At 58.4% G+C, this 11,914-nt stretch carries 12 protein-coding genes; 1 reads left to right on the top strand and 11 read right to left on the bottom strand.

Features of this window, described 5'->3' with window-relative positions; genetic code table 11:
- Positions 1-7: 7 nt before the first annotated feature.
- Genes SELIN_RS12020 through SELIN_RS11985 form a run of 8 tightly spaced genes read right to left on the bottom strand, consistent with a single transcriptional unit; the run spans position 8 to position 7,614 of the window.
- The gene (locus SELIN_RS12020) at positions 8-913 is read right to left on the bottom strand and encodes a CdaR family protein (RefSeq protein WP_013506917.1); all 906 of its coding nucleotides are present in this window, start codon (positions 911-913) and stop codon (positions 8-10) included.
- Positions 910-1,689, bottom strand: coding sequence for a diadenylate cyclase CdaA (gene cdaA / locus SELIN_RS12015; RefSeq protein WP_013506916.1), 780 nt, complete (start codon positions 1,687-1,689; stop codon positions 910-912). Before cdaA ends, SELIN_RS12020 begins: the two co-directional genes overlap by 4 nt.
- A gap of 30 nt (positions 1,690-1,719) precedes the next feature.
- Positions 1,720-2,547: a dihydropteroate synthase gene (folP, locus tag SELIN_RS12010; RefSeq protein ID WP_013506915.1), complete on the bottom strand. Its 828-nt coding sequence runs from the start codon at positions 2,545-2,547 to the stop codon at positions 1,720-1,722.
- 8 nt (positions 2,548-2,555) lie between these two features.
- A complete protein-coding gene (gene ftsH, locus SELIN_RS12005) occupies positions 2,556-4,511 on the bottom strand; it encodes an ATP-dependent zinc metalloprotease FtsH (RefSeq protein ID WP_013506914.1) in 1,956 nt (651 codons plus the stop codon).
- Positions 4,512-4,515: 4 nt separating this feature from the next.
- On the bottom strand, positions 4,516-5,052 hold the full coding sequence (gene hpt / locus SELIN_RS12000; protein WP_013506913.1) for a hypoxanthine phosphoribosyltransferase: 537 nt from the start codon (positions 5,050-5,052) through the stop codon (positions 4,516-4,518).
- On the bottom strand, positions 5,039-6,367 hold the full coding sequence (gene tilS / locus SELIN_RS11995; protein ID WP_013506912.1) for a tRNA lysidine(34) synthetase TilS: 1,329 nt from the start codon (positions 6,365-6,367) through the stop codon (positions 5,039-5,041). Before tilS ends, hpt begins: the two co-directional genes overlap by 14 nt.
- On the bottom strand, positions 6,357-6,821 hold the full coding sequence (locus SELIN_RS11990) for a regulatory protein RecX (RefSeq protein ID WP_013506911.1): 465 nt from the start codon (positions 6,819-6,821) through the stop codon (positions 6,357-6,359). The genes tilS and SELIN_RS11990 overlap by 11 nt, the downstream gene beginning before the upstream one ends.
- A complete protein-coding gene (locus SELIN_RS11985) occupies positions 6,811-7,614 on the bottom strand; it encodes an RluA family pseudouridine synthase (RefSeq protein WP_013506910.1) in 804 nt (267 codons plus the stop codon). Before SELIN_RS11985 ends, SELIN_RS11990 begins: the two co-directional genes overlap by 11 nt.
- Before the next feature lie 832 nt (positions 7,615-8,446).
- Here SELIN_RS11985 and SELIN_RS11975 point away from each other — a divergent pair.
- Positions 8,447-9,193, top strand: coding sequence for a TrmH family RNA methyltransferase (locus SELIN_RS11975; RefSeq protein WP_013506908.1), 747 nt, complete (start codon positions 8,447-8,449; stop codon positions 9,191-9,193).
- 42 nt (positions 9,194-9,235) lie between these two features.
- Here SELIN_RS11975 and thyX read toward each other — a convergent pair whose 3' ends face one another.
- The 3 genes from thyX to rho form a co-directional block, all read right to left on the bottom strand.
- On the bottom strand, positions 9,236-9,928 hold the full coding sequence (gene thyX / locus SELIN_RS11970) for an FAD-dependent thymidylate synthase (protein ID WP_013506907.1): 693 nt from the start codon (positions 9,926-9,928) through the stop codon (positions 9,236-9,238).
- A gap of 94 nt (positions 9,929-10,022) precedes the next feature.
- Positions 10,023-10,229 carry a 50S ribosomal protein L31 gene (rpmE, locus tag SELIN_RS11965; RefSeq protein ID WP_013506906.1) on the bottom strand — a complete coding sequence of 69 codons (207 nt, stop codon included), beginning with the start codon at positions 10,227-10,229 and terminating at the stop codon, positions 10,023-10,025.
- A 121-nt stretch (positions 10,230-10,350) separates the two neighbouring features.
- Entirely contained in the window at positions 10,351-11,601 is a 1,251-nt protein-coding gene (rho, locus tag SELIN_RS11960; RefSeq protein ID WP_013506905.1) for a transcription termination factor Rho, read from the bottom strand.
- Positions 11,602-11,914: the final 313 nt, after the last annotated feature.

The following is an 11,914-nucleotide window of genomic DNA, read 5'->3' as shown; positions in this document are numbered from 1 at the left end:
TATCCTCTCATCCCTGTGGTGTACTTTTCTCCCCAGGGGGCTGTAATAGTGGAATGTACTGGGGATCAGCTTCGATAAATCGCACCCCCTGGGGCAGACCGCGTACCGCGTGTATCTGACCGGAGTCTGCCTGAGCCACGGCCTGCAGAGTCACTGCCTGGAGCGACGCCATGGTGTGGTATTTGCCTTCCAGAGTAAGTGATACCGTTGTGGGTACCAGGAGCTGTTCGCCGATTTCCGCCACAACGACAATATCGTGGAGGGTTCTGGTAACGGTTTTTTCCTCCACCTCTACGGTGATGCGTATTTCCTGGGGCTCCCACTGGATGGACGGTGGCAGGGTCAGGACAGTGTGAATACGCCTGGTTTCCCTGAGCTGGTGAATACTCAGGGGCGCGGTGCGAATAGCGGAGAATGCCTCCCGCTCCTTTTCCGGCACCAGGAGTTTGACCGTTTCCGGCTCCACGAGCACCCGCCTGATTTCATACCCTTCCGCCGGGTCTCCCATGAGCGAGGGCACCACGATGGCATGAATCGGCACGACCGTCTCCAGGTGATAGCGAATCATATTGGGCTTGATGGCCAGAATTTCCAGGCCGAAAGGCACCTTGATGTGCTCCGCGCTCAGGTTCAGCAGGCTCTCCTGGCCCAGGGGCTTGATGCTGACGGGGGCTTCAACACGGCTTTGCTGGAAGAGGCGGCCGGAGAGAATCGTATTGGGGCCGGAAACCTGAACCTCCACGTACTCGGCATCGCTGACGACAGTAATACCCTCGGGGACATCCTGGAAAAAAATGGGGAAAGTCGCGGTAATCGTACTCTTGTCGGTGCTCTTGACAAATGCCCACAGGACAAGGGCAAAGAGCAGAGCCACCACTTTATAGGTGAGGTTATCGGTAACAAAGCGGATCACTTCTTTCCTCCCCGGGGTTTTGGCGAAAAGATATTTTTCAGAACTTTTTTCAGGGTGGTGCTGTCAAGCTTGCGGATGATCTTGCCGCCGATGGCGATACTTATGGTTCCGGTCTCCTCACTGACCACGATGGCCACGCTGTCCGTCTGCTCGGTCACGCCGATGGCGGCGCGGTGGCGGGTTCCAAGCTCCTTGTCGATATCGGGGTTCATGCTGACTGTCAGAAAGCACCCGGCGGCATAGATGCGGTTGTTGCGGATGAGCACAGCGCCGTCATGGATGGGCGCGCTCTCCTGAAAGATAGTGATAAGCAGTTCCTTGCTGGCGATGGCGTCAAGGATAACGGTGATGTCCGCGTAATTATCCAGGTTGCTTTCCCGCTCCAGCACGATCAGGGCGCCGATTTTGCGGGAAGCCAGGTTGACACAGGCCTTGACAATTTCTTCCAGGGTTTCCAGCTGCTTCTCGTCGGACTTGGCAAAGAGGCGGAATATTTCGTTCTGGCCTATGGTGACCAGGAATTTGCGGATCTCAGGGTGGAAAAGGATGATCAGTGCCAGCACCAGATAGCCGGCGATATTCTTCACCAGCCAGTAGATGGTCTTGAGCTCGGCCACATGGGCGACGAAGGAGAGGCCGAGGATCAGCAGAATGGCGCTGAACACCTGTATGGCCGTGGTGCCACGCAAAAAGGTAAGGAGTTTGTACAGGATGACCCATACGAGGAAGATATCTACGGCATCGCGCCAGGTGAGGTTCAGGAGAATATCAAGCATGTCAGTGCCGCCACCGTATCAGTATAGGTATCAGAGCTTGTTGTTATCTGTATGTGCCCACAGTGCCGCCGCCATCTTCAGGGCCTGGACAGTCGCCGCAACGTCATGAACCCGCAGCATGTGCACCCCCTGCCGATATGCCTCCATGGCGACCACCAGGCTGCCGGGCAGGCGCTCCCGGGGGTCTTCCACCTGGCATATCGCGCCGATGAAGCTCTTGCGGCTGGCTCCCAGGTAGGTCTGGTAGCCCAGCTGCCGCAGCCTGCCCATGGACATGATGAGCCGGAGATTGGCCTGGCTGTCCTTGGGTAAGCCGATGCCGGGGTCCAGGAAAAGGCGTCCGGCGCTGCCACCCGCCTCAAGGAATGCCTGTGCCCGCATCGCCAGGTAGTGGTGAACCTCGTCAACCACATCGTCATAGTGTGTCAGCTGCTGCATGACAGCCGGGTTGCCCCGCTTGTGCATGAGGCAGATGTCAACTTCGCGTTCCACTGCCAGGGGGAACATGGCCGGGTCATCTTTTCCGGCGCTGATATCATTGATCATGGTGGCACCACGATCAATGCAGACTCTGGCCACCAGTGCGCTGGTCGTATCCACGCTGATCGGCACCTCGTGGGCGACCAGGGCATCGATCACCGGCAGAATGCGCTTCATCTGCTCTTCGGCACTGACTCTGGCCGCTCCCGGCCGGGTTGACTCGCCACCCACATCAATGATGTGCGCCCCCTCCACCACCATCTGCAGACCGCGCTCCACGGCATTCCTGGTCTGCAGGTGGCACCCGCCATCGCTGAAAGAGTCGGGGGTGACATTGAGGATGCCCGCAATTTTCGGCCAGGGGGCGCAGAGGTTCATGGTAACCTTCAGGATTTTGGCTCGTTCTCGTCAGTTGGCGTGAGGGGTGTCCCCGTGTCACTGGTTTCTTCAGGCTCAGGCTCGCCTGGTGCCTCGGTGCTCTCGTCGACCTCCTGGGTGCGCTGTTTCTTGCGCTCCTCTTCGGAGGTGCTGACTGGTGGTTCATAATCGGGGTGGTATTTCAGGATGATCTCATCCAGCACCGTGCCGTCGATGGTCTCTTCTTCCAGCAGCCGCGCCGAGACATCGTTGAGGATGTCCATGTTGGTTTCCAGGATTTCCCTGGCGACACCATAGGCCGTATCGACAATGGACTTGATCTCTTCGTCCACCAGCTCGGCGGTCTTTTCACTGTAGTTCTTATGCTGGGTGATCTCCTTACCCAGGAAGACCTCTTCGTCCTTGCGACCATAGGCCAGGGGACCCAGTTTCGCGCTCATGCCCCATTCGCAGACCATCTTGCGGGCAATGGCCGTGGCCCGTTCAATATCATTGCTGGCACCGGTGGTCATATGGCTCATCACCAGCTCTTCGGCAATGCGGCCGCCCATGAGAACCGATATCTGCTTCTGCAGGTAATCGCTGTCCACGGAGTACTTATCATCCTGGGGCAGGAACTGGGTGACCCCCAGGGCGCGGCCGCGGGGAATGATGGTGACCTTGTGCACGGGATCGGTTCCCTTGAGGAACTTGCCCACAATGGCGTGGCCCGCCTCGTGGTAAGCGGTGTTGCGCTTTTCGTACTCGGACAGAGCCATGCTGCGACGTTCGGGACCCATGGTCACGCGATCCTTGGCATCTTCCAGGTCAACCATGCGCACTTTGATGCGATTGCGGCGAGCCGCCATCAGGGCGGCTTCGTTGACCATATTGCTGATATCGGCACCACTGAAGCCAGGGGTTCCCTTGGCCAGGGTTTCCAGGTTCACGTCCTTGGCCAGGGGAACCTTGGTGGTATGCACTTTCAGAATGCCCAGGCGGCCTTTGACATCGGGCTTGGGGACGACCACCTGGCGGTCGAAGCGCCCGGGGCGCAGCAGGGCGGGGTCAAGAACATCGGGACGGTTGGTGGCCGCGATCAGGATGACGCCTTCATTGGATTCAAAGCCGTCCATTTCCACCAGCAGCTGGTTCAGGGTCTGTTCGCGCTCATCGTGTCCACCACCCAGACCAGCGCCACGGTGGCGACCCACGGCGTCAATTTCGTCGATAAAGATGATGCAGGGAGCGTTCTTCTTGCCCTGTTCAAAGAGATCGCGCACGCGGCTGGCGCCCACGCCCACGAACATCTCCACGAAGTCAGAACCGGAGATACTGAAGAAGGGCACGCCCGCTTCACCGGCGATGGCTTTGGCCAGCAGGGTCTTCCCGGTGCCCGGCGAACCCATGAGCAGAACGCCCTTGGGGATCTTGCCGCCCAGCTTGGTGAACTTCTTGGGGTCTTTGAGGAATTCCACAATTTCCACCAGGTCGTCCTTGGCTTCGTCAATGCCGGCCACATCCTGGAAGGTTATTTTGGTGTTTTCTTCAGTCAGCATCTTGGCACGGGATTTCCCGAAACTCATGGCACGGTTGCCGCCGGACTGCATCTGCCGCATGAAGAAGATCCAGACACCAATCAGCAGCAACATGGGGAACCAGGAGATCAGGATCTGCAGCAGCCAGGGGGTCCCTTCGGGTTCTTTGACTTCAATGCGCAGTCCGCGGGCCTTCAAGGTGGGTATCAGGTCAGGGTCATCGGGGGCGATGGTTTCAATGCGCCGCCCGTCCATGCCGCTGGCGGTGACCTTTTTCCCCTGGATCTGCACCTGGGAGATGGTGCCGCGATCCACCATGGAGATGAACTCACTGTAGGGGATCGTATTCTGGGGAGCAGTCGGGGCGCTGAAGGTATTGAACATCAGAATGACGATCAGTCCGATGACAATCCAGAGCGTGATATTGCGATAGAAATTGTTATTCAAAGTCTTACTCCTCTATGTTCATGATACCGATGCCGGGCAGCTCCCGGAAGCGGTGATTATAGTCGAGTCCGTAGCCAACCACGAAAAGATCGTCGATGACCTCGCCAACGTAGTCGGCCTGCAGGCCGTTGACTCTTCGGGAAGGTTTGTCCAGCAGGCAGCACAGGGCCATTCTGCGGGGATCACGGGTGCGCAGCAGGCGCAGCAGGTGCTCCAGGGTGCGGCCGGTGTCGATGATATCCTCCACAATCAGGACATTGCGGCCCGTAATGGAGCGGCTCATGTCGAAGTCCATCTTGACCGAGCCGGTGGATTCGCTGTCGGCGTAGGATGAAACCTTCATGAAGTCCACTTCCACTTCCAGGTTGTGGCGGGAGAGCTCGCGGGCCAGATCGGCGGTGAAGATGAAGGAACCGTTGAGTATGCATACCAGCAGCAGTGACTGCCCCTCGTAGTCCGCAGCGATTTCGCGGGCCAGTCGCTCAATGGTTTGCTGCAGTTGCTGGGGAGGAATAAGGGTCTGAATATCATAGGATTTCAACAGTATACTCCAGGGTGTCGGAACAGTTTTTTCGGGGGAGAATGGCACCAATGCCTTCAACAAAGATAATCTGGCTGGCACGGTTTTCCACCACCACAAGCGAATCCCGTATCTGGCGGGGAATCTTGCGGTCTATCAGAGCCTTCTTGAGTTTCACATGGCCTCCGGGAAGGGCCAGGGTGTCACCGGGGCGACGGCTGCGGATAATCAGGGGAAAGATAACAAGATTCGCGGGAAGAGAAAACCTCTTTTCGCTCTGGCTGGTAAATTGTGTCAGGCGAAGCTGTTTTCCATTCAGGGAGAACTCTCCGCAACTGACAACAGTCAATGGTGTTACAGGTTTCGCGACAGCGTTGTGGTCGCTGACACGGATATTTTCGTACGCAATCACCAGCTGGCGGCCTCCTCCGGCATCCATGGAGCGCGTACCCTTTGTTGTCAGCAGACGGATAAAGAGCGCCAGCTTTTCTTCGCTGGGAGGGATCCCGTGGTGCTGCAGAAAGCGCAGACATATCTGTCGCTGTGGGAACGATGCCAGCTGACGAAGATCCGAAACACGCAGAGAGCCTTCCCGGAGTAAGGATGCGAAGAGGGCGTCCAGCTGTTCACTCAGAAACGTCATCCCCTCCTCCATATCCGTGATGAAGCGGCTTTGTATGGATTTCTGAAAGTCGAATTCCTCCCGGAGCAAAGGGATGAGCTGATTGCGTACGCGGTTGCGCAGATAGGAATCCTGGTGGTTGCTGGTGTCTTCGCGCCAGGAGATCTGTTGCCCGGTGGCATAGGCGATGAGTGCTTCCTTGCTGATGGTGCGCAGCGGTCGCAGTGTGTCGGGTTGCTGATGGCTCAGACTGCCCAGCAGGCTGCGTCCGCGCAGGATATCCATGAAGATCTTTTCCAGACAGTCATCCTGGGTCATGGCGGTGGCAATGGCAAAGGCCCGACCTGAAAAAAAATCCGTTCCCACCTGGCGAAAAAAGGTGTAGCGCAGGGCGCGGGCTTTGTCCTGGAAGTTGCCCGCCTGCCTTTGCCAGAAGTGCTCATCAACAAAACGGGCGTAGCAGGGGATACCGAGGCGTTCGCAGGTCTGGATTACCAGGCGCGCGTCGGCGCGGGACTCTTCCCCGCGCAGGCCGTGCTCAAGATGGGCCACCACAAGGTTCAGCTTCAGTTCGGGCTGTATTTTTGCCAGCAGGTGCAGTAGTACCATGGAGTCCACTCCCCCGCTGACGGCCACGACCATACTGGTAGAACCACTCCAGCGGCAATACTGTTCCACGGCCCCATGGCAGTGGCGCTCAAGCTCACTCTTCATGGGTCAGCTCCCCGATGCGTTCCATGATCCGGAGTATTTCCTGCTGGTCAAACCCGCGACGCCATAACGCCTGCTCCAGAGCCCAGCGCCCTTCCTGCAGGGCCTCCTGATACTTGCGCGCAACGCGGCGGGCCAGTTCGTCCAGACGTTCCGCAAAGTGGCGCTCCCGCAGCTCATCCCAGCCTGTGGGCAACGCGATATCCTTCATTCTCAGAGAGTGTTCCATATACACCGTGCCATGCAGCTTGCCCAGCTGCTGCCATACAAAGGCGTCAAAGAACAGTTTATCGTTGAGCAGCCCACCGACCTGCTCCAGGATATCGGCAGCCATCTCTTCGCTGTAGCCCTTGCTCAGTAGTTTGTGGCGGATCTCCGCGCTGTGGTAGCCGCGTCGGGAGAGCAGGCGACACACATAGACAAAGCCCCGCTTTGCGTCTGGAGCCTCATACTTCATGGAGTGTCTCCTTGGTAAATGGATCGGGCAGTATTTCTGCCAGCGGCTGTATGGCCTGTGGCAGCAATCCGGCGGGCAGGCGCACCATGATCGGCTGCCGACTGGTGGGATGTTCATAGGAGAGGGCCCAGGCGCACAGGGCGATGGACTGATCGGGTAGTGGAGCGCGAGCGCCGTAGCGCAGGTCGCCCAGGATGGGGCAGCCGATCCTGGAGAGCTGGAAGCGGATCTGGTGCTTACGCCCCGTCTCCAGGCGTATATGCAGCAAGCTGGCATCGGGCAGGTGTTGCAGCACCCGGTAGTGCAGCACGGCGGTTTTGCCCTGTCCATGGCGCCCCGCTATGGCAGTGCCTTCACGGTACTCCAGCAGGTGGCGCAGGGTACCCTCGCTTTCGGAGGGTGCTCCATGGACCAGGGCCAGGTAGTGTTTGTAGATGCGATGCTGGCGAAGCTGTTCCGAGAGGCGCGCCGCGCCTTTGGAAGTGCGGGCGAAGACCACCAGCCCGCTGACGGGACGATCCAGCCGCTGAACCATGCCCACGAAGACGTTGCCTGGCTTCTGGTATTCCGCAGCGATGTACTGTCGCACCACTTCCAGCAGGCTGATGTCACCGCTGCTGTCGGACTGCACGGGAACGCGGGCTGGCTTGAATACCACGATGGTATGATTGTCCTGGTGCAAGACCTGGAGTTCACGGTGGCTGAAGCTGGCGGGATCGTGGGCAGTGGCGCTCATGGTTCCTCTCGCGTCACCGGTGAGTTTTCCGGTGAACCCGGTGATTTTCTGTGTCATAGTATTGTAACTCAGCTTTCGCATCCCCGAAACAGCTGGGTGTCGGGATCGACCCTGATGCCATGCTGGAATGGCGGAAATAGTTCTGCACAGACTGTGTCGCTTGGCATTGCCCTCACCCTGTTTATGAGTTTCTTTTGCCACTTTTTACCCGCAAAAAGTGGCGCAAAAGCGGCCCCCAGTGCTGTCCTTTTCAGCCGTCCGCTTGCCTGGAACTGGGGACCGCAAACAACCGCCCTCCATGGCTTTTGGTTTGCGGTTGCCGCCGTCGTGGCGGCAACCCTGCGGGTCCATAGCGTTCCAGTCGGCGCGTCCTGGCTGGGCCAGCACACGGGGGAGAGACAGAAGCAGGCCGTTCCCCCCTGAGCCCGTCCGGTGAGTGCGACGCCTGGCTGGCAAGACCCGAACGGGACACTCACAGGAAGTGAGTGGTCCGGCAGCACTGCAGGGAGGCAGGGGTCAGGCAACGCAAAGAGGCCCAGGTGCAAGGCGCGGGCAAAGCAGGAGGGAGGCGTACTCCCTGTACGTCGCAGTGACGAGCGATGCCCGGCAACGCAGCAGATGGGCCTCTTTGAGCAGCCTGCTGCCGGATCTCCAGAACAGGCGAGTAAAGGAGCCGGAAAAACGGGCGTTCGGGGGGCGCGTTTTTGTGTCCTTTTTGCGCGGTCAAAAAGGACAATGTCCACAAACGAAAAGAGATACCAGATGAGTCAAGCACGCAAAATCAATACGGTTTCTGCGTGGCAAACATCAGAGCAACAGTATCTTAAGTCAAGACGACAAGATGCGAGACGTCAGTTGTAACGCAAGAATGGAATTCAGAGGATTTTTCATGAAGCTGATTACCAGTCCGGCCAATCCCACCTATCGTCAACTGCTGCGCCTGCTGCAGGCGCGTGGCATCCGTAAATATCAGCAGGCTCTGGTTTCCGGAGAGAAAATCGTCCGCGAGCTCCTGGCTTCTGGCAGTCCTGAAGTGCTGGCACTGGTGTCCAGCAGCCGCCATGAAAACATCGAAGGGCTCAACGCGGTTTCCCGGCTGGTGCTGGAGCCGGAGCTTTTTCGTCAGCTGGATGTCTGTGGCACGGATTTTCCCCTGGTGCTGGTGCGCTGCGCCCAGCCTGTGGAGTGGGCTGGGAGTCTGCCCGTGGGCACCTGCGTGGCCCTGGCGTTTCAGGATCCCGAGAACGTGGGCAGTGTTCTTCGTTCCAGCGTTGCCTTCGGGGTGCGGGATATTCTCCTGCTGGAGCAGTGCGCCAGCCCCTTTCTGCCCAAAGCCATCCGCGCTTCGGCGGGGGCGGTTTTCCACTGTCGCTTCTTCGCGGGTCCGCGTCTGGAGGATATTTTCCATCTCCCGTATCCGGGGCAGATCGTCAGTCTTTCCGCCGAAGGAAAGCCCCTTGCGGAAACGGTCTTCAGCGATCCCACCATGCTGGTGCCGGGCATTGAGGGCGCCGGCATTCCCGCCCGCTGGCGTGAGCAGTCGGTTTCCATTCCCATGGACGCGGGGGTTGAGTCCCTCAACGCTGCTGTGGCGACTTCCATCGTACTTTATCACATGGCGCAGCGCAGGCGCTGACGCGCTCTTCACTTCGCCCGGCTGTTTCAGCAGTCGCGCAATTCACAAGCCTTCGCGATAACGCTCCCGTACCTGGGCAGTCTTGCCGCAGCACATGCTGCCTTCGGGGCAGGGGCCACGCAGGCAGCCGGGACCCGCGTCGGCAAAGATGACAGGCGAAACGGTTCTGCACTGTTCGAGCATCTGATCGGCCATGGCGCGGATCTCCCACTGGGCCCGCTCGCAGCAGCGCAGGCTGAAAAAGAGCATCAGTTCGCGGGCGTTCATGGTCAGGATAATACGGGTTTCACAGGCGTTGGGCAGCAGGAAGCGAGCGTCTTCGGCAGGCAGTCCGGCATCCAGGGCTTCCTGGTACCACCGCTGCATGGTGGCCATCTTTTCGGCAAACCACCCTGCTGGCATGGCGGCCATGCTGTCTGGTTCAATATAGGAAAACTGTCCCTGGCGGACATAGCGCTGGGACTGCTGGGAGTAGCTGGCCAGGCGATGGCGGACCAGCTGGTGGGAGCAGGCTCGCGAGATGCCTTCCACGGCGAAGGTGAAGCTGACGTGCTCAAAGACGCTCAGGTGCCCGAGGTCGCGGATCTTCTGGACGAATTTCTGCTTCTCGGTGGCGCTGGCTTCCATGAGCTCTTCAATGTGGGCCGGGCTGTAGCAGAGCCGCGCCGCCGCGTATACGGAACCTTCAGGGTCTTCGGTGTGCTTGAGGAGAACAACGTTGCACTGTGTTTTCATAGGGTACCTCGGCAGCCTGATAAGAAAAAACCCCGCGGCGGTGAAGTGCTGCGGGGATAAGCTGAAAAAGAAGTGGCAAGAGAGTGGCGGTGCCTTATCCCTTGTTAGCGTACTTCTTGCGGAAGCGCTCAACGCGACCGGCGGTATCCATGACCCGCTCCTGCCCGGTGAATACGGGGTGGCAGCTGGAGCACACGTCGAGCTTGAACTCATCGGAACGTGTGGAAAGGGTTTGTATGACGTTGCCGCACATGCACTCAACGTTGATCTGATTCATCTGGGGGTGGATGCCCTGCTTCATGTTTCCTGACTCCTTGTATTCGTCATATCCATAAGATGTTTTCTCTGAAAAACCCACAAGCGCAATCATCTATCACATCTGTGTGGATTTTTGCAAGCAGTTTTCTGCTCTTTTTACTTCCCTACTTGTTCATGGTGTCAAAAAATTCCTGGTTGTTCTTGGTATGGCTGAGGCGGTCGATCATGAAATCTGCCGCTTCGTGGGTGGACATGGATTGCAGGAATTTGCGGATGATCCAGGATTTGCGCAGCTCTTCTTCGGTAAAGAGCAGCTCTTCGCGGCGGGTGCCGCTGCGCATGATGTCGATGGCCGGGAAGATGCGGCGTTCGGCCAGTCCGCGATCCAGATACAGCTCCATGTTGCCGGTACTCTTGAACTCCTCGTAGATGACTTCATCCATCTTTGATCCCGTATCCACCAGGGCCGTGGCCAGGATGGTCAGGGAGCCGCCGAATTCGATATTGCGGGCCGCGCCCAGGAAACGCTTGGGCTTATGCAGGGCATTGGCGTCCAGACCACCGGAAAGCACCCGCCCGCTGTGGGGGATGACCGTGTTGTAGGCGCGTGCCAGCCGGGTGATGGAATCCAGCAGGATGATGACATCCTTCTTGTGCTCCACCAGGCGCTTGGCCTTGTCGATGACCATTTCAGCCACCTGAATGTGGCGGGTGGGCGGTTCGTCAAAGGTGGAGGAGACCACTTCACCGATGACCGAGCGCTGCATCTCCGTCACTTCTTCGGGGCGCTCGTCAATAAGCAGGACGATCAGGTGGGCTTCGGGGTGGTTATGGGCGATGGCGTTGGCCATATTCTGCAGAAAAACGGTCTTGCCGGCTTTGGGCGGAGCGACGATCAGGCCGCGCTGGCCTTTGCCCACCGGGGCGATGATATCCACCAGGCGGGTGGAGATATTTTCCTTGCCGGGCATTTCCAGGTGAATGCGTTCATTGGGGTGCAGGGGGGTGAGGTTGTCGAAGAGCACCTTGGTTTTGGCCTGCTCCGGGCTGGCGTAGTTGATGCTTTCGATCTGCAGCAGGGCGAAGTATTTTTCCCCCTCCTTGGGCGGGCGGATCTCCCCTTCTATGGTGTCGCCGGTCTGCATGCTGAAGCGCTTAATCTGACTGGGGGAGACGTAGATATCGTCGGGGCCGGGCAGGTAATTGTAGTCGGTGGCGCGCAGGAAGCCGAATCCGTCGGGGTGAACTTCCAGAACGCCGCCGCCGAAGATGTGCCCGCCGGACTTGGCGTGCTTGATCAGCAGGTTGAAAATCAGATCCTGGCGCTTGAGAACACTGACTCCCTCTATATTGGCGTCGCGGGCCATCTCGACCAGCTCACTGATGGGAGTGACTTTGAGTACGTTTAAATCCATGGGGGATGAGTCTCCATAATTACGGGGGAAAGTTCGGATGAATAGCTGTGAGGGGAAGGGGTGATTCGACAAGGGGATATATACACGGGTACCGGGAAAAGTCAATGGGAAATCCAGTCAAACACCTTGCTGAAAACCGACGAGCCGGTATCAGAACACTGTGTGAAAATTTTCCCCATCCCGCGGCATGTTCATGGATTTTGGCCCGAAGAGCCCGTGCATGAACAGGGATTTTTGAGAAAATGTTTGTCCGTGATGCCGCGGATACCGGTGTGGCAGCCTTCAGGGGACGCAGCAGCTTCAGGCGGGAGGA

It is taken from the genome of Desulfurispirillum indicum S5 (assembly GCF_000177635.2).
Classification (GTDB): domain Bacteria; phylum Chrysiogenota; class Chrysiogenetes; order Chrysiogenales; family Chrysiogenaceae; genus Desulfurispirillum; species Desulfurispirillum indicum.
Note: the sequence above shows the minus strand (reverse complement) of the source record. Positions and strands in the feature narration are given on the sequence as shown.

What these genes read in the sequence shown, in the direction of transcription:
- rho (WP_013506905.1), bottom strand. Translation starts at nt 11,601, where the DNA reads ATGGATTTAAACGTACTCAAAGTCACTCCCATCAGTGAGCTGGTCGAG.
- thyX (WP_013506907.1), bottom strand. Translation starts at nt 9,928, where the DNA reads ATGAAAACACAGTGCAACGTTGTTCTCCTCAAGCACACCGAAGACCCT.
- SELIN_RS11985 (WP_013506910.1), bottom strand. Translation starts at nt 7,614, where the DNA reads ATGACACAGAAAATCACCGGGTTCACCGGAAAACTCACCGGTGACGCG.
- cdaA (WP_013506916.1), bottom strand. Translation starts at nt 1,689, where the DNA reads ATGCTTGATATTCTCCTGAACCTCACCTGGCGCGATGCCGTAGATATC.
- tilS (WP_013506912.1), bottom strand. Translation starts at nt 6,367, where the DNA reads ATGAAGAGTGAGCTTGAGCGCCACTGCCATGGGGCCGTGGAACAGTAT.
- SELIN_RS11990 (WP_013506911.1), bottom strand. Translation starts at nt 6,821, where the DNA reads ATGAAGTATGAGGCTCCAGACGCAAAGCGGGGCTTTGTCTATGTGTGT.
- folP (WP_013506915.1), bottom strand. Translation starts at nt 2,547, where the DNA reads ATGAACCTCTGCGCCCCCTGGCCGAAAATTGCGGGCATCCTCAATGTC.
- SELIN_RS11975 (WP_013506908.1), top strand. Translation starts at nt 8,447, where the DNA reads ATGAAGCTGATTACCAGTCCGGCCAATCCCACCTATCGTCAACTGCTG.
- rpmE (WP_013506906.1), bottom strand. Translation starts at nt 10,229, where the DNA reads ATGAAGCAGGGCATCCACCCCCAGATGAATCAGATCAACGTTGAGTGC.